The sequence below is a fragment of the Caballeronia calidae genome (genome assembly GCF_900044055.2).
GTDB classification, from domain to species: Bacteria; Pseudomonadota; Gammaproteobacteria; order Burkholderiales; family Burkholderiaceae; genus Caballeronia; species Caballeronia calidae.
The window spans coordinates 13,040-29,759 of sequence record NZ_FCOX02000063.1 but is presented as its reverse complement, the minus strand read 5'-3'; the positions used below and the strand labels follow the sequence as shown (position 1 = coordinate 29,759).

Genomic DNA, 16,720 nt, shown 5'->3' with positions numbered 1-16,720 from the left:
TCCGGGTGGTTCGCGGCTTTTCTGCTTGCCAAGCCGCGAAACCACGAGATGCAATCAATGAAATGATGCAGACATGTGCAACGCTCTCGCAGGCTACAGCCCGAAGATCACGACCTTTTCAGTTGAGATTTTTACCGGCCAAAGCGGCGACGTCATCCCTGCTGCCACTGCCACCTTCTGGCTCCCGGCATCCTCATAGGTGATGACACCACCGCCGATCGCCGCGCCATCCAGCTCTTTCTTCCACAACTGTTTCCCAGTTGCAGAATCGACGGCGTAGAAATTGCCTCCAATATCACCAAAAAAGACGATTCCGCCAGCGGTCGGCGTCACACCGCCAAGAATCGGGAAATTGGTCTTGAGTCGCCATTTCCACTTACCGGTTTCGGCATTGCTCGCGTACAACCAGCCAGCCCACTGACTCGCGGGGTCATGCTCTCCCCAAGCATTGAGCGGATTGTTTGTTTGCATCCCGGGCCAAATGTCGCCTGCTTTTACTGCTTTGACTTCCGTGTCAGTCTGAGCCACGACGGCGGCACACCATTCCACTTCGCCTGTAAGGACCAGATTATTCTTGGGATCGTAAGCGGCTCCGTTCCATTCAGCACCTCCAATGGCTCCCGGGCAGACACGTACCTTCTTTCCAGGTGTGAATTGCGCGTCCGCGTTTTCGATGCGCGTCACGGGTACCTTGTACGCGATGTTGTTCGACGACAGGTCAACACCGTAGAGGTAGCCGTTTTTCGGCGCCATAAACAGCATCTTCTTCCCAGACTTCACCTTAACGATCGAAGGCGCTGTGTCGACGTCCCAATCATGCCAGTCGTTCTTAACCAGAGACCAGTGGTTACGATAGGCACCTGTTTTTGCATCGAGCGCAAGCATCGAGCCGGTGAAGAGATTGTCACCTTCGCGCAAACCATTGACGAAATCCGGGGCTGGATTCCCGACGGGGATATAGAGTGTTCCTGACTCGGTGTCCAGTGAATAGGTCGTCCACGTTGCACCGCCGCTGATCGGGACATCAGGCGCATTCTTCCAACTTGCAGCGACCAGCGCGAGCGGCGGTGCGGATGGGCCGCGCGAAACGTCTTGTGGCCCCTTCGGCACAAGATACGTTTCCCATAGGATCTTGCCAGTCGTGGCCTCGAGCGCATACATACGACCCTTGACGCCCTTGTTATCGCCTCCAGCCTGTCCGACAAACACCATGCCATTCCATGCGATAGGTGCAGCGGGAACGCTTTCATTCAACTTCGTCGCATCGCCGATTGTCGTCGACCACAGGCGCTTTCCGCTCTTGAAATCATAAGCAATGACACGGCCATCCTGCGTGCCACGAAAGATTCGCCCCTCCAGATATGCCGCCCCACGATTGACCTTCAGCGGGTTGACCGTCGTGTAGTCTTCATGTACCCGCCAATTCTCCTTGCACGTGGAGGGATTGATTGAAAACGTGTCTTTTTCAGTCGTTCCAATCAGCGCACCGTTTGTCATCAGAATGCCCGTCTGGAAGCTGCCATGCTCGCCTGTATCGTATGTGCACAGCACCTTCAGATTGCTGACATTCCCAGCGTTGATTTGTGCAAGTGAAGAATACCTATCTGAATTCAGGGTACGGTTATAACTTGGCCAGTCGTTCTCGGCTGCTACGACGGATGCGGCCGTTCCAGCAATCGCGATTGAAGCGACTGCAACTTTCAGATGTCGATTCACCTTTCTCCTCCGTCGGTCGACGTGATCTTTCACGTCTATTAAGATTCCTAACTGCTTGTATAGGGGTGGTGTCGTAGGACAACGTATCTAGAAAACTCAACACAGAAACCAGCGCCAAGCGCCTGCCCTGAGATCCGTACAGGGAATCGCTTCATGCCGTTATTTATCGAACGACAACTTAAGTTTATATCGCCACCGTTCGATCAACCAAGATGGTCAGGCTCGGGAATTACCCCTAGCGGGTGTCGTCAGAGAACACACTTGATCGGACGGAGCGAACTCCGGGTGATCAAGCAGGCCTGATTTTTGCCACAAAATCATAGACTTATAATTTATCTTATGATAACCGGCGGATCTGGGACGAACGAGAAGTTTCGGGGGTGGAGGGATGCATTAGTAAAACTACCTAACATAATTTATCATGCGATCACTTGACGCAACGTCACAGCATGCACAAAATGATCGAGCGATAACTATTGATCGCGGCAGATCCTGCTCGGACACGTTCGCGATGCATGTCGATCGCACTTCCCTTCGACATCTGGAGATAAACCATGGAATGGACTACACCTCAGTACACCGATCTGCGCTTCGGCTTCGAAATCACGATGTACATCGCGACGAGATAACAGGGCGCGTTCGGCGACGCACTCTTGCGTCGCCGATGCCTGTGGTCGCGCCAATGGCCCACTGGCGTACAACAGTCTCTACGTCACGACTTACGGCGAGCCAGGTTGACCACCGGATTGGACATAGTCAATAGGAGGCTTTATGCCACAACTGTTCGATGCCCTGGAACTGGGCTCGCTGAAGCTGCCCAACCGGATTGCCCTTGCACCACTGACACGATGCCGTGCGCAAGCGGGCGACGTGCCACAACCGAGCAGTGTGAAGTACTACTCGCAGCGTGCGTCGGCGGGCCTGATGGTCACCGAGGCAACCAATGTTTCACCGCATTCTTGCGCCTTTGAGCAGGCGCCTGGTATTTATAGTGAAGACCAAGTTCGTGGCTGGAAGTCGGTCGCTGACGGCGTGCACGCAAGCGGCGGCCGAATCTTCCTCCAGTTGTGGCACTGTGGACGTGTCGGCTCCGACGCGATCCTCGATGGGCAGGCTCCGCTCTCGCCCTCCGGTGTAAACGACGACCTCGACACGCTTCAGGTGTGGGGGCAACTGGCCAACGGTCGATATGCACGGCTCGCCGCAACGCCATCACGTGAAATGACACTGGCGGAGATCGAAGCGACGATCGAGGAATATCGGGTTGGTGCCGCCAACGCGGTCCTTGCGGGCATGGATGGCGTTGAAATTCACGCTGCGAATGGCTACCTGCCGCACCAGTTCCTGTCCCCTACCATCAATCGGCGTCACGATGAATACGGCGGCAATCTGCAAAAGCGACTGCGTTTTCTACGGCACGTGACCGAGGCAGTGATCAGCGCCGTCGGCGCACATCGTGTCGGTGTGCGGCTCTCGCCAACAGCCGCTTACAACAACACGCGCGATCCTCATCCCGAGGAGACATACAGCGCCGTCTCCAGAATGCTTGACGAACTGGGTGTGGCCTATATTCACATCGCCGACACGAACGCCTGGGCTGGCGCCCCGGACATGCCGCACTTGCTGGAGATGATCAAACCGCATTTCCGGCGACCGCTCATCGGCAACGGTGGCATCACACCGGCGCTGGCAGCCGAGCATGTGCGCAGCGGGCGACTCGACGTCATCGCCTTCGGACGGACGTTTCTGGCCAATCCCGACCTGCCGGCCCGCATTCAACGCGGAGGACCGTATAACGATCCTCGCCCCGTCGGCTGGTATGGCGGGACCGATGAAGGCTACACGGACTACCCTAATTTGTCAGAGCTCTTGAGCTGACAGCGGGTTCAATTCCTTCAACAGGCGGGACGGGTAAACACCGACACGAATCCGGTGGTCACTCTCGAATTGATCGCCCTATAATTTATCAACCGATCACTAATCGATCGATAAACATGGAGATGGCCATGGCGGTCACGAAACTCGCGCATTACTCGATCCGCACCACCGACCTCGAGAAGTCGCGGCAGTTCTACACGCAGGTTCTCGGCTTTCGTGAAGGATTCCGTCCTCCCTTCAATTTCCCGGGGATCTGGCTGTACAACGGCAGCGACGAGTCCGAGTTCGGCGTCGTCCACATCATCGGGATCGACCCGAACGATCCCAGTGGTCTCGTCGACTATCTCGGCGACAAAGGCTTGCCGGAAACCGGCACCGGAACCGTCGACCACATCGCGTTCCTCGCCACGGGACTCCCCGATTTCTGGGCAACGTTGCGCCGCGAGGGCTGGCAGTGGCGGGACAGAACGGTCCCAAGTCTCGGCCTCCATCAGGTATTCGTCGAAGATCCGTCGGGCGTGACGATCGAAATGAATTTCCCTGCTCATGAAGTCCCATCATCCGTGAGTACATCGCCCGCTCACACCGACGCCTAACCCGGAGATTTTCGACATGCAACGCAACTTTTTGGATCGCCGTAAGGCAGTCATCGTGGGTGGTTCGCTCGGTGGCCTTTTCGCTGCCAATCTTTTGCTCCGCAGCGGCTGGGACGTGACCGTACTGGAGCGCGTTCCCGAGGAACTCGCGGGACGCGGCGCTGGCATCGTGACTCACCCGGAACTTCTGGAAGCGCTGATCGCGGCCGGTGTGGACGTGAACGACGACATCGGCGTCACCGTACATAGCCGGATTACCTTGAACGCCGATGGCAGCCTGGCCGGCTCCCACCCGCTCACACAGATCCTCACTGCGTGGAGCAAGATGTATCACGTGCTTCGTTCGGCACTGCCCGATAACTGCTATCGATCAGGCGCAGTGGTCGACGCAGTCGAAAGCTTTGCGGACCATGCGGAAGTCACGCTCTCGGACAACTCAAAGCTGCGGGCCGATCTTGTCGTGGCTGCTGATGGGTTCCGCTCAAGCATTCGACAGAAGTATCTGCCTGACGTGAAGTTGCAGTATGCGGGCTACATCGCATGGCGAGGACTCGTCGACGAGCGCGACCTGTCCCCGGAAGCGTGGGGCGCCCTGTTCGACAAATTTGCCTTCTGCCTGCCGTCCGGCGAACAGATGCTCGGCTATCCCGTGGCCGGTCCCGGCAACAGTACAGAACCCGGCCAACGTCGTTACAACTTTGTGTGGTACCGGCCGACAGACGAAGCGAGCACGTTGCGCGATCTGCTCACCGATGCCTCCGGCAACCACTATCCCACTGGCATTCCGCCGCATCTGATTCGTCCGGACGTCCTGACGGACATGCGCGAAGCAGCGCGTACCCTGCTGGCGCCGCCGTTCGCGGAAGTGGTTGAAAAAACGCAGAAACCACTGTTCCAGCCGATCTACGACCTCGAGGCGGCGCAGCTGACCTTCGGCCGGCTCGTGCTACTCGGCGACGCTGCATTTGTGGCACGTCCCCACTGCGGCATGGGGGTGACCAAGGCGGCCGGTGATGCACTGCAGCTGGCCCGCTCGCTTGCAGAGATTGACGACATTCACGCGGCGCTGGCCGACTACGAGCGTCATCGCCTGCAGTTTGGCTGCGCCATCGTCGAGCATGCGCGCCACCTGGGCGCCTATATGCAGGCGCAGATGAAAACCCCGTTCGAACGGGAAATGGCCGAGAAATATCGCACGCCGGACGCCGTCATGCGCGAGACGGCTGTGGCCCCAACCCTTTAGTAGTTACCCCCGATACGGGCGAACCGGCCATGAGAGTCGGTCGCCATTGTTGCAAGACTTTTACCCAGTCAGGAGGAAATACGATGACAAACGTGGCAACGTGTGCCGAAAGCCTCAGCCCGGGCCCAGTGGCCGTGTCGCCTATGCTAGGCGACGTCCAATTCCATCAACTCGTCAAGCGTCGTCGGAGGTTTTCGTGGACGTTGGCGGCAAGCATGCTGGTGGCGTATTTTTCCTTCATCCTGCTGATAGCCTTCGCCCCCGGGGTGCTGGGCACTCAAATTGTTGCTGGCCACCCCACCACGTGGGGAATCCCTGTAGGCCTGGGGATGCTTGCATTTACGTTCGGTCTCGTCGCTATCTACGTCCACCGGGCCAATACGGTCTACGACGTCCTTCTCGAACGCGTCCGTCGTCAGGAGCACGCATGAGCATCCGAAAAATTGTCCCGCTCTTGGGTGCGCTGCCTGTTGCAGGCGCCTGGGCAGCCCCCGTCGTGACGGGCGGTCCCGTTACGGCAACGCTGCACCAGACGCGCAATCCCATTGCCATCGCGATGTTTCTGGTGTTCGTCGTCGCGACTCTTGTAATTACACGCTGGGCGGCCAGACACAATCACAGCGTGGCGGATCACTATGCCGCTGGCGGCAAAATCACCGGTGCGCAAAACGGCTGGGCCATCGCAGGCGACTACATGTCCGCTGCATCCCTGCTGGGCATTTCTTCTCTGGTGTTTTCGAACGGTTACGACGGGCTCATCTACTCGATCGGCTTTCTGGCAAGTTGGCCCATCATCCTCGCGCTGATTGCTGAGCCGCTGCGCAATCTGGGTCGTTTCACATTCGCGGATGTAGTGTCGTACCGGTTGCAACAGCGCCCCGTCCGAACCTTCTCTGCGATCAGCTCGCTCGTCATCGTGCTGCTCTACCTGGTGTCGCAGATGATTGGCGCTGGCAAGCTCGTGCAACTGCTGTTCGGTATCCATTATCTTCCTGCCGTCGTTACCGTCGGGGTGCTGATGGTTATCTACGTGTTCTTTGGCGGCATGCTGGCCACCACATGGATTCAGATTATCAAGGCTATTTTGCTGCTGTCGGGTTGCGCTTTCATGGCGTTCATGGTGCTTCGCCACTTCTCGTTTAACCCCGACGCACTGTTTGCAGCCGCGGTGCAGGCGCATGCCCATCACGACGCGATCATGCGCCCGGGTGGTCTGATTCATGATCCGATTTCAGCCTTGTCGCTCGGTCTGGCACTCATCTTTGGCACGGCTGGTTTGCCGCACATCCTCATGCGATTCTTTACTGTTGCAGACGTCAAGGAGGCTCGTAAGAGCATTCTTCATGCAACGGGCATCGTGGGTCTCGGATATGCGTTGATCGTGATTATCGGGTTTGGCACCATCGCGCTCGTCGCAACCGATCCGGCGTATCACGATCCCAGCGGCGCACTGATCGGCGGCGTCAACATGGTAGCCGTTCATCTCGCGCATGCCGTCGGCGGCAACGTTTTTCTCGGATTCATCTGCGCGGTCACGTTTTCTACGATTCTTGCGGTGGTAGCTGGCTTGACCCTGGCGGGCGCGTCAGCCGTGTCACATGACCTTTACGCGAACGCGTTCCGGGGCGGTCACGCGACGGAACGGGAGGAACTAAACGTTTCGCGTCTGACCACGGTGGTGCTGGGCGTGCTGGCGACGTTGCTCGCGATCGCCTTCGAAAACCAGTACATCGCCTTTATTGTCAGTCTCGTGTTCTCGATTGCGGCCAGTTCGACGTTTCCGGTTCTCTTGCTGTCGATTTACTGGCGTGGACTGACGACCCGCGGAGCGGTGATGGGCGGAATGGCCGGACTTCTGACAGCCGTTGTCCTGACGATTCTTAGCCCTACCGTGTGGGTTCAGGTGCTTGGTCATAGCCACGCAATCTATCCGTACGAGTACCCAGCACTCTTCTCAATGATCGCGGCATTCGCTGGCATCTGGGTATTCTCAGTCACCGACCGCTCGGCAACGGCAAACAGGGAACGCGCCTTGTTCGACAACCAGCTGGTTACGTGTGAAACCGGTGCGCCCGTGCCGGTCCAGAGCGGCAGCCAAAGTTAATCAATAAGTGGAACGAGTGCCAGCTTGCATAAGCGGCACTTGTCCACCCGACGAATACAACGCACGCGGGGCGCAACAGTCTCGCAAAACACGAGAACAACATAATTAAAACGCAGCCGTTAAAAATATGACTACGCACAGCCTGAAATCGACAACAATTTTGATAAGAACGAAGGTACTCGCATCGGTGGCTCTGCTTGGACTGTCGTGTTCAACATTCGCGCAGAGCAGTGTAACTGCTCTATGGCATAGTCGATCCTGACGTTGTTTTTGTAAGCAATGCCCAAACGGGCAAGGTGGCCGGAGTGCTCCACGGTGCGCGCCAATATTCAATACAGGACGCGTCAACATCCGCATACATAGGGAGCCGGTTCGGTGTGCGGGGAGTCGAAGACATCGGAGGCGGAACGAGCGCGATATTTACGCTGGAAAATGGTTTCAACGTCGCAAATGGCGCGTTAGGGCAAGGCGGTCTACTTTTCGGTCGTCAAGCGTATCTCGGTCTGTCAAATGTCAGTCTTGGTACTGTGACGGCGGGCCGACAGTATTCATCGTTCGTAGATTACCTTTCTCCCTTCACGGCCGTAAGTCAATGGGGCGGATTTATCACCGCTCATCCCGACGATATCGATAACCTGGGTCTGACCGTCCGCCAGAACAACACCGTCAAGCTTGCCTCTCCCACCTGGAAGGGCTTCTCGGCAAATGTCTTGTACGGGTTTGGTGGGGTTCCCGGGAGCATGGCGACGAATCAGGTGTTCTCCGCAGGCGCCGGATATAATGAGGGTCCGTTGCGAATCGGCATTGGATACCTGAGCGCGTATGATCCAAACATCTCAATGTGGGGCGCTCAGCCAAACGCGGGCGGTGTAACAACCAACAATATTGGCTCCCTGGGTTCCGCCACGACACCCCAGAAGAACCCCGTCGTCGCGGGCTATGCCTCTGCGAATCGCGAGGAAGTCTTCGGTGCCGGTATTTCGTATGCGCTTGGTCGCGCGAGTCTCGGGGCCGTCTATACGAACACTCGTTTCATTGGATTAGGCTCTGACTCGGGCCCGAACACCCTCGGCTACACAGGAAGCGCGGTATTCAATACAATCGAACTGACCACTTCCTGGCGTTCCGCACAAGCGCTGTCTCTCTCAGGATCATATTCCTACACCGCAATGAGCGGCCCCAATGCCATGAAGGCCCATTACAACCAGGTCAACGCCGGAGTGCACTACTACCTGTCGAAGCGAACGGATGTGTATATGGTCGCCGCATATCAGCGCGCTGCAGGTGTAGACTCGTTCGGTCAGCCAGCCGTGGCTTCTATCAACGGGATGACACCTTCTGCATCCAAGCAACAGTTCGTCGATGCTATCGGGATAGCGCACAAGTTCTAAGAGTAGTAGTAGTCGTTCCAGTTATTAGTACAACTACTCAGAGTCCGATAACAACGCCTCTGCTACCTCCCAGCAGGGGCGTTTGTCTTCGCGACGAAAACCATCGGGATCACAATTCGTGTGACGTCAAACTAGCGACAACTCCAGGTTCTGCGACTGAATGAACGATCGAATCGCTCGATTGAATGCAGCCGGTTTTGCGACATTCATTCCGTGAGAAGCACCGGAAATCGTTTCGCGCTCTGCAAGGCCGATCCACTCGGCGAGTTTGGCAACGTTGTTCCGGTACATATGCGGACTGTGCTGTCCGTCGATTAACAACGTCCTGCTGACGATGCCTAGTGATGCGCCGTACGAATAAGCCGGTAGTTCCTCCCTGAATTGGAGCGGCAATGTTTTCGCATTATCAATTGCCATTCTCCTGAATCGCTCTGGGCTCTTTCGCCACGATCCGGGAACGCTGACTGAATCGACAAACATCTCCAGCCCATCCAGAACGTTCCCGCTTTCGATCAAGTCGGCAACCTTCGAACGCAATGCAATCACAGCAGCCGGGAGAGACGCCTGGCCTGTCTGGTCAAGCTGCAATGGGCCCGCAGGATCTGCAAGGGTCAGCGTCTTTACGAGGTGCGGGCAGTTGTGTGCAAGCATAAATGCCACTGCCGCGCCTCGTGAATGTCCAATGACATGCACCGGTGCAGGACCTAGCTCGACGATAAAATCAGCCAATTCAGCAACGTGGTTCTCAATTGTAAAGTCGCTCTGAATGGCTGCATCGGCGGCTGGCCAATAATGGCTAAGACTAGGCGCGATGCATCGAAAATCGCTGGAAAGCGCGTTGATCTGGGGATCCCAAAAGCGATAGTCGCAAAGCGATCCATGCACGAAGAGCAGCGGCTCGCCGCTTCCAATATCGACGTATGGAATGGATATGCCCGACGGAATAGTGGCGAACGTCAACTGCGGGTCAGCGAAAGTCGAAAGTTCAGCACGCGTATTCATGGGCGACGTACCTCGAATATTTGCAAGTTGCAGGAGATCAAACAAACCGGCGCACCGGGGCTACGTGTCGGTCAAACCTTTGCCCAATTCTGCAGATCGCACTGGCACCGATAAGTAAGCGCATGTTGAAACAAGCAGTTCGACAGCCGACAAACGCAGATTAATTGATCTATCGATAATTTGCAGCCTGATTAAATTGGAGGATTTCGAGGTCACAGCATGCCGTTACCGCTCAGAGCCTTGAAACACCTGTGTTTGCCGGTGTTGGTCAGGGGCGGTTTGTCAGTGGGCAAAAGACAATTGCATTTTGCGCAACCCATCTTCGAAGAAGCCCTGAAGTGCGCGTGTATGTAGCACCGCGCCGAGCGTTCTGACTCCCGCGCAATGCAGCGTTGCCCTCGGATAGCGTTCTCAATCCAAGATTGCTGATCTATTCTGCTTCTCGACTAGATATCGAGATTTGCAGCAATGGATACTCAGCATATTTCAGCAGCCAGAAGTCCCATCTCAAACGCGCAATTTATCGCGATGGCCTACACCTTGTGCTCAATCATGGCAGGGGCAACGCTTGCGAGCCCGTTGTATCCTTTGTATGAAAAGGAATTTCTCATCGGTCCGGGCGGAATCACGGTTGCCTATACGACGTACATGGTCGGAACACTGCTGGCACTACTGTTCCTTGGGCATCTGAGCGAGCACATTGGCTATATTCGTGCGTTGCGCACGGCAACTGTGCTCGCGCTTGTCGGCCTTGTTATTTCGGGCCTCGCGCCAAGCCTTTCGATTCTTTCCATCGGGCGTTTCGCAATTGGTCTGGCGGCAGGTATTGCGTCTACCTCTGCTACGGCTGGCCTTGTCGCTGTGTCTCCACCAGAGAGGATGACGCATGCGTCATCGATTGGGGCGTTAATGACGATCGTGGGCCTAGGTGTCGGTCCGCTCGCTGGAGGCGCTATCGCACAAGCTTTCGCGTTTCCCCTCCAGTTGCCGTACGGCGTTCTGACTGGCGCGCTGCTATTGGCTCTTGCGGCCCTGCTGCGCCACCGCACACAGGGAGCCCGAACAATCACAGGCGGGTTTATTCCTCGTCTCCGCTTTCACATGCCTGACGCACAACAGACCAGACAGTTCGCAACAGTGGCGGTAATTACGTTCGTCGGTTATACGCTGTTCAGCCTCTTTGCATCGCTTGCGCCTTCATTTTTCAACGCTTTCCTTCCGTGGAGAGGCCCCGCCGTTGGTGGCATTGGCGTTGCATTGCTCTTCGCTGGTTCGGCTGCGGCACAGTTGACCCTTCGGGGGATGAGTGCAAAGAAGGGACTCGTCACCGGATCCCTCATCGTGACCGGAAGTCTCGTGATGCTGGCGGCATCGGTTAGCCTTTCGTCCGGATTGCTGTTCGTTGCGAGTGATCTGATTGGCGGATTCGGGCAAGGTCTTGCCTTCATGTCTGCGCTCCTTGTAATCAACGCGATGGCAACGCCAGAGCACCGGGCGGGCATGCTGTCGTCGTTTTTCTCGATTGCGTACCTAGGCGGCATTGTTCCAGTGCTTGCCCTTGGCTTGGCAGCGAATCATCTCGGCCTGAACGCATCGCTGATCGGGCTCTCTATTCTCATGGCGCTTCTCGCTGGTATCCTCGCCCTCGCCGCACACCGCGTCGTCACTGGCGTGCGCCACCATGTGCAAAGAGAAGCATCCGATCGGGCAACGCTATGAGCAGTATTCTGGCGCAGCCGCCTTCTCTGAAATGAGAAAGCCCGGTTCTCGATCCGAAACAAGGGTTGACAACCGGGCATGCTGCTGCGGTGGCAGTGCGAAGAACGCGTTATGCCTTCGCGTTTGCTGAAGCAATCGCCGTCATGTTGATGATCCGCCGCACGGTCGCGGCCGGCGTCAAGATGTGCACGGGCTTTGCCGCGCCGAGCAGGAACGGACCGACCGTCACGCCTTCGCCGCCGGTCATTTTCAGCAGGTTGTATGTGATGTTCGCCGCGTCCAGATTCGGCATGATCAGCAAGTTCGCTTCACCCTTGAGCGTCGTGCCCGGGAACGCGGCCTTGCGCACCGCTTCCGACAACGCCGCGTCGCCGTGCATTTCCCCATCCACTTCGAGATGCGGCGCGCGCTCGGCGATCAGCTTGCGGGCGTGGGCCATACGCCCGGTCGACAACGACGGAGTGCTGCCGAAGTTCGAGTTCGACAGCAGCGCGACCTTCGGCACGATGCCGAACTTCTCGATCTCGCTCGCGGCGAGAACCGTCATGTCCGCGAGCTGTTCGGCCGTCGGCACTTCGTTCACGTACGTGTCGCTGATGAAGAGGTTTCGGCCCGGCAGCATCAGCAGATTCATCGCGGCGAAATTATCAACGTGCGCCGCCTTGCCCAGCACCTGCTCGACGAACTTCAGATGCTCGTGATACGTATCGATCAGACCGCAGATCATGCCGTCCGCGTCGCCGAGATGCACGAGAATCGCGCCGATTAGCGTATTGAACTTGCGCATCGCGGCCTTCGCGACTTCCGGCGTCATACCCGAGCGTGCGCCGATTTCGTGATAGGCCTGCCAGCTTTTGTGATAACGCGGATCGTCTTCCGGATTCACGATCTTGAAGTCTTCGCCGCACTTGAGCTTCGAGCCCATCTTCTTCAGACGGGTCTCGATCACGGCCGGACGGCCGACCAGTATCGGCTTCGCGATTTTTTCGAGCAGCACGAATTGCGCGGCGCGCAGCACGCGCTCGTCCTCGCCTTCCGCGAACACGATTCGCGCCACTTGCTCCCTCGCCGCCGCGAACACCGGGCGCATCACCATACCCGTACGGTAGACGGTTGCGCCGAGTTGCTCGCGGTACGCGTTCATGTCCTTGATCGGACGGGTCGCAACGCCCGAATCCATCGCGGCTTGCGCGACGGCCGGCGCGATCTTGATGATCAGACGCGGATCGAAAGGCTTCGGAATCAGATACTCTGGACCGAACTCGAGCGAGTGCCCTTCATATGCCTTCGCGACTTCGTCGCCCTGATCGGTTTCTTCCGCGAGCTCGGCGATCGCGCGCACGCACGCGAGCTTCATCTCTTCCGTGATCGTCGTCGCGCCGACATCCAGCGCGCCGCGGAAGATGAACGGGAAGCACAGCACGTTGTTGACCTGGTTCGGATAGTCCGAACGGCCTGTCGCGACGATGCAGTCCGGCCGCACCTTCTTCGCTTCCTCCGGGCGGATTTCCGGCTCCGGATTCGCTAGCGCCAGAATCAGCGGCTTGTCGGCCATGGTCGTGACCATTTCCGGCTTCAGCACGCCGGCGCTCGAGCAGCCGAGGAACACGTCGCAGCCGTGCATCGCATCGCCGAGCGTGCGCGCATCGGTCGTCGCCTGATAGCGTTCCTTCGAAGCATCCAGGTTGCCGCGGCCTTCGTAGATCACGCCCTTCGAGTCGATCACAAGCGTGTTCGACTTCTTCAGCCCGAGGTGCACCAGCAGATCCAGACACGCGATCGCCGCCGCGCCCGCGCCCGAGCACACGAGCTTCACTTCTTCCAGCTTCTTGCCGACCACTTTCAGGCCGTTGAGAATCGCCGCCGACGCGATGATCGCCGTACCGTGCTGATCGTCATGGAAGACGGGAATCTTCATGCGCTCACGCAGCTTCTTCTCGATATAGAAGCATTCCGGCGCCTTGATGTCTTCGAGGTTGATGCCGCCCAGAGTGGGTTCGAGCATCGCGATCGCGTCGACGAGCTTGTCCGGATCGGTTTCGGCCAACTCGATGTCGAACACGTCGATGCCCGCGAACTTCTTGAACAGACAGCCTTTGCCTTCCATCACCGGCTTCGCGGCGAGCGGACCGATGTTGCCGAGACCCAGCACGGCCGTACCGTTCGTCACGACGCCGACCAGATTCGCGCGCGAGGTGTACTTCTGCGCGTCGAGCGGTTCGTCGTAGATCGCCATGCACGCGGCCGCGACGCCCGGCGAATACGCGAGCGAGAGGTCGAACTGGTTGGACAAGGGTTTCGTCGGCGTGACCGAGATCTTGCCGGGACGGGGATTCTGGTGATACGCGAGGGCGCTCTGCTTCAGTTGTTCGTCCATGTGAACCTTCTCTTCATTGATCAAATTCTTTGGCTATCCCGCTTGTCGACATCACCGTCTTGTTCGCGCGGATCCCGTCCGCGTCGCTGCACGCGATGGCGGGACGCATCGACAACAAGACGTGGGTGACGAAGGCCACGTTCAGTTATATCTCGTGTGGGCACGACTCTTGACCGGCGCGAATATCACCATTAATTGGCAGCCAGCACGTTTCATTAAGAACTGTCTGAGGCCTGAACGTCAGATATGAGAGCCGGGGCGTGTTCCAGGTGTCGCGCACCCTTGAACGACCTACGGCACGGATGCACCGCGACGGTTGTTCATTGTGGGGAGCGGCATGAGCGATCCGGGATCGGTCTGGTGATCGGAGTGTCGACGTCGCCTCTAACAACCTGCGCGACGCGGGCAACAATGCATGGGTAGCGGAATGCGCTGGAAAACTTCATTTCACGAAGTGATCTAATGATAAATTAGAACGACAAAAAATAGCAACCGATTTTGACTCGACTTGAGGGAGCCGATCCATGAAAGCTACGCCAGCCTGACAGTGCGCTGACGCAGTGGCTCCGCCCCCGCACGGAGCGAGGGCGGAGTCTATGCCATCAGCCTGGGAGTCGAGGTACCGGAGCAATCTCGGCGAAACGAAAAGTAGAAGTGTCAGCCCGTAAGTGACATACCAGCGATCACAGACGCAAGGATCATCGCCCCCCCATTTCCGGGAAAGCCGCGCTTCGAGCGCGGCTTGTACACGATATCGTCTCGCGAGATCACAGCGCCCGTCATCGCGCATTGGCCCGTCCTTCGAGCGCGGCAACAGGTCCACACCTGGTCGACATAGCGGCAACGCGTGGAGTCCTCCCAGAGAATGATCACCGATCGGTCCGTCAGGCGTTCGAGGACCTGGATATGCGCGTTGGACGACTGCGGCGAGCGATCGCGTACGAAGGGCTGCATCGCTGCGTGCTTCCGCCCGGAAACAAGACGCGCGTCGTGAACGCCCTGCAGCACGCCGACCATATGTTCCCAGGCGACGAAACTTGTCGTCCCATCTCCGTCCACATCGCTGACCTCGGACTTCGGAAGCCGCGAGCGCGTCTTGGCTGGAGGAACATCGCGATGTCGTGTTTCTGGATCGTGGCGCATCATGTTTCTCGATGGAAGATGGACAGGGTCGCGCGATGGGCCACGGATCCCTTCGGTGCGCGGCGGGGCGTCGTAGTTCGCCGGCAGCGGTTCATAACGCGGATCTTGTTTGCTCACGTAACAGAGTTGGGGAAACGCGATATGCGCGCCGCGATATGCTCGACGTTAAGCGCCGCATCGAGCATTTCCATACGCACCCGGCGCGCAAGTCCGGCATCGGTTTCGTACTCGACCGACGCATGCGGAACCTGCATTGGCGCGCGCAGAAAATCGCTCTGCAGATCGCGAGCTTTCTCGTCTTTCGATACGACCCGCACTACCGAATCGATCGGAAAAGAAGGTGGGCCGTCCAGCAACGCGGTGACTTCGAAGCGATCCAGCATGAGGCAATAGAATCCCGAACTTTTGACCACCCACGAGCGGCGCTGCCGCATGCGTGTGGTGCAGCACATGACCGAAGCAGCCGTCAATCAGGGACAGACAACGGGTGCTGGCATCGTAGGCATAGCAAAGGAGTCGCCAAGCTGAATGTTCTTAAAGGTTCTTAAGCGGTCAGAGCGCGCCGGGAGGAATCCGCTTCGCCGAACCGGCTCAAAGCTGCGTGAATCTGACCAACCGCCTCCACGGTCGCCGATTGCGGACGCCACGCGTTCGCAGACTTGGAGCGCACGTCACCAACCGCGAGCGGACCCGGCACACTCCCTTCCAGCGCGTAGCGCTCTTGATCAGATCGGCCATATCGCCAACAAGGGTGCTCACGAGCGCTTCTCCGATGAACTGGCGACGGATACTTGTGCCAGCTCCGACATCGCATGAGACGGTTTGTTATGGCCACCCGACCATAGCATAGACCCACACTAGTTATCCGGGTTCGTTTCGGTGGCCGTGGTCCCTGCTGGAGCGAACATGCTTAGGAAATAGTTTAAAACAAGGCCCGCGTCGCTGATTGCCTCGTTGGTATCGACAGCTACGAAGGAAGCGGCAGCGACGACGCACGCGATTAATGCAGCGACGGTGCCTTTGATGCAAGTGCGTTTGGGAATCTTGCCGAAGACTTGTCCGGTGCTCATTTAATACTCCTATCGTTAATAAGAATTTGAGCAGGGCAAGGTGCTTTAAGCCCTGCGACCGCCTGCAATCACACTGATCGCATGCGGGAATTTGGCACTGTGCAATGGCTCGACGTGCTGCGCGAAGCACGCGCGCTCGGAGAGGCTCAGTACATCGACACAATGGGCTCCGTCGTCGAGATTGTTTATTTATCGATCGACAATTAGTTTATATCGCTACGGTCCGCCGCCCAAGATCGTCGTGGCTAGGACTTTCCCTGAGCACCGAGCTCCATCAAGACACTACATGAAACTGAAGCGGGTACTGAACGACGCAGTTGACCGTCAGTTTTCGCAGAAATTCAGCGGCTTATGAGTTTCGTCAAATGGTAATCTTGAGCGCGTCTATGACGGGAACTTCGCAGGCAAGTCGGCCGATATCAGTGAAAGCGCTCCCTTTTGTTTATCACAAGATCACTTGACTGTAGCTCGCTCGCAGTCT

Annotated in this window: 15 protein-coding genes; 8 read left to right on the top strand and 7 right to left on the bottom strand. The window is 57.6% G+C overall.

The window, feature by feature from the left end:
* Positions 1-93: 93 nt before the first annotated feature.
* Positions 94-1,716: a pyrroloquinoline quinone-dependent dehydrogenase gene (locus AWB78_RS34130; protein WP_157697704.1), complete on the bottom strand. Its 1,623-nt coding sequence runs from the start codon at positions 1,714-1,716 to the stop codon at positions 94-96.
* A gap of 554 nt (positions 1,717-2,270) precedes the next feature.
* Here AWB78_RS34130 and pqqA point away from each other — a divergent pair.
* From pqqA to AWB78_RS34100, 7 genes are all read left to right on the top strand, one after another.
* Positions 2,271-2,345 carry a pyrroloquinoline quinone precursor peptide PqqA gene (gene pqqA / locus AWB78_RS44160; RefSeq protein ID WP_074173598.1) on the top strand — a complete coding sequence of 25 codons (75 nt, stop codon included), beginning with the start codon at positions 2,271-2,273 and terminating at the stop codon, positions 2,343-2,345.
* Between the two features lie 142 nt (positions 2,346-2,487).
* Entirely contained in the window at positions 2,488-3,594 is a 1,107-nt protein-coding gene (locus AWB78_RS34125) for an alkene reductase (RefSeq protein ID WP_062611037.1), read from the top strand.
* Between the two features lie 128 nt (positions 3,595-3,722).
* Positions 3,723-4,190 (top strand): VOC family protein, encoded by a 468-nt coding sequence (locus AWB78_RS34120; protein ID WP_062611027.1) that lies wholly within the window; start codon positions 3,723-3,725, stop codon positions 4,188-4,190.
* 16 nt (positions 4,191-4,206) lie between these two features.
* The gene (locus AWB78_RS34115) at positions 4,207-5,433 is read left to right on the top strand and encodes an FAD binding domain-containing protein (protein WP_062611036.1); all 1,227 of its coding nucleotides are present in this window, start codon (positions 4,207-4,209) and stop codon (positions 5,431-5,433) included.
* A 215-nt stretch (positions 5,434-5,648) separates the two neighbouring features.
* Complete coding sequence (locus tag AWB78_RS49890) at positions 5,649-5,864, top strand: DUF485 domain-containing protein (protein ID WP_232477990.1); 216 nt, start codon at positions 5,649-5,651, stop codon at positions 5,862-5,864.
* Positions 5,861-7,537, top strand: a complete 1,677-nt coding sequence (locus AWB78_RS34105; protein WP_082883525.1) for a cation acetate symporter — start codon at positions 5,861-5,863, stop codon at positions 7,535-7,537. The genes AWB78_RS49890 and AWB78_RS34105 overlap by 4 nt, the downstream gene beginning before the upstream one ends.
* A gap of 296 nt (positions 7,538-7,833) precedes the next feature.
* Positions 7,834-8,928 carry a porin gene (locus AWB78_RS34100; protein ID WP_332460129.1) on the top strand — a complete coding sequence of 365 codons (1,095 nt, stop codon included), beginning with the start codon at positions 7,834-7,836 and terminating at the stop codon, positions 8,926-8,928.
* Between the two features lie 126 nt (positions 8,929-9,054).
* Here AWB78_RS34100 and AWB78_RS34095 read toward each other — a convergent pair whose 3' ends face one another.
* Positions 9,055-9,930 carry an alpha/beta fold hydrolase gene (locus tag AWB78_RS34095; RefSeq protein ID WP_062611034.1) on the bottom strand — a complete coding sequence of 292 codons (876 nt, stop codon included), beginning with the start codon at positions 9,928-9,930 and terminating at the stop codon, positions 9,055-9,057.
* A gap of 468 nt (positions 9,931-10,398) precedes the next feature.
* Between AWB78_RS34095 and AWB78_RS34090 the strand changes: the two genes are divergently transcribed.
* Positions 10,399-11,649: an MFS transporter gene (locus AWB78_RS34090; RefSeq protein ID WP_062611033.1), complete on the top strand. Its 1,251-nt coding sequence runs from the start codon at positions 10,399-10,401 to the stop codon at positions 11,647-11,649.
* Positions 11,650-11,758: 109 nt separating this feature from the next.
* Here AWB78_RS34090 and AWB78_RS34085 read toward each other — a convergent pair whose 3' ends face one another.
* The 5 genes from AWB78_RS34085 to AWB78_RS34070 form a co-directional block, all read right to left on the bottom strand.
* Positions 11,759-14,026: an NADP-dependent malic enzyme gene (locus tag AWB78_RS34085; RefSeq protein ID WP_062611032.1), complete on the bottom strand. Its 2,268-nt coding sequence runs from the start codon at positions 14,024-14,026 to the stop codon at positions 11,759-11,761.
* A gap of 13 nt (positions 14,027-14,039) precedes the next feature.
* Positions 14,040-14,165, bottom strand: a complete 126-nt coding sequence (locus AWB78_RS49420) for a hypothetical protein (RefSeq protein ID WP_269768961.1) — start codon at positions 14,163-14,165, stop codon at positions 14,040-14,042.
* A 518-nt stretch (positions 14,166-14,683) separates the two neighbouring features.
* A complete protein-coding gene (locus tag AWB78_RS34080; protein WP_232477989.1) occupies positions 14,684-15,286 on the bottom strand; it encodes a DUF3331 domain-containing protein in 603 nt (200 codons plus the stop codon).
* The gene (locus AWB78_RS34075) at positions 15,283-15,552 is read right to left on the bottom strand and encodes a hypothetical protein (protein WP_157697703.1); all 270 of its coding nucleotides are present in this window, start codon (positions 15,550-15,552) and stop codon (positions 15,283-15,285) included. The genes AWB78_RS34080 and AWB78_RS34075 overlap by 4 nt, the downstream gene beginning before the upstream one ends.
* A 474-nt stretch (positions 15,553-16,026) precedes the next feature.
* Positions 16,027-16,239, bottom strand: a complete 213-nt coding sequence (locus AWB78_RS34070) for a hypothetical protein (RefSeq protein WP_062611029.1) — start codon at positions 16,237-16,239, stop codon at positions 16,027-16,029.
* Positions 16,240-16,720 lie beyond the last annotated feature (481 nt).

What these genes read in the sequence shown, in the direction of transcription:
- AWB78_RS34125 (WP_062611037.1), top strand. Translation starts at nt 2,488, where the DNA reads ATGCCACAACTGTTCGATGCCCTGGAACTGGGCTCGCTGAAGCTGCCC.
- AWB78_RS34120 (WP_062611027.1), top strand. Translation starts at nt 3,723, where the DNA reads ATGGCGGTCACGAAACTCGCGCATTACTCGATCCGCACCACCGACCTC.
- AWB78_RS34115 (WP_062611036.1), top strand. Translation starts at nt 4,207, where the DNA reads ATGCAACGCAACTTTTTGGATCGCCGTAAGGCAGTCATCGTGGGTGGT.
- AWB78_RS49890 (WP_232477990.1), top strand. Translation starts at nt 5,649, where the DNA reads ATGCTGGTGGCGTATTTTTCCTTCATCCTGCTGATAGCCTTCGCCCCC.
- AWB78_RS34105 (WP_082883525.1), top strand. Translation starts at nt 5,861, where the DNA reads ATGAGCATCCGAAAAATTGTCCCGCTCTTGGGTGCGCTGCCTGTTGCA.
- AWB78_RS34095 (WP_062611034.1), bottom strand. Translation starts at nt 9,930, where the DNA reads ATGAATACGCGTGCTGAACTTTCGACTTTCGCTGACCCGCAGTTGACG.
- AWB78_RS34090 (WP_062611033.1), top strand. Translation starts at nt 10,399, where the DNA reads ATGGATACTCAGCATATTTCAGCAGCCAGAAGTCCCATCTCAAACGCG.
- AWB78_RS34085 (WP_062611032.1), bottom strand. Translation starts at nt 14,026, where the DNA reads ATGGACGAACAACTGAAGCAGAGCGCCCTCGCGTATCACCAGAATCCC.
- AWB78_RS34075 (WP_157697703.1), bottom strand. Translation starts at nt 15,552, where the DNA reads ATGCTGGATCGCTTCGAAGTCACCGCGTTGCTGGACGGCCCACCTTCT.
- AWB78_RS34070 (WP_062611029.1), bottom strand. Translation starts at nt 16,239, where the DNA reads ATGAGCACCGGACAAGTCTTCGGCAAGATTCCCAAACGCACTTGCATC.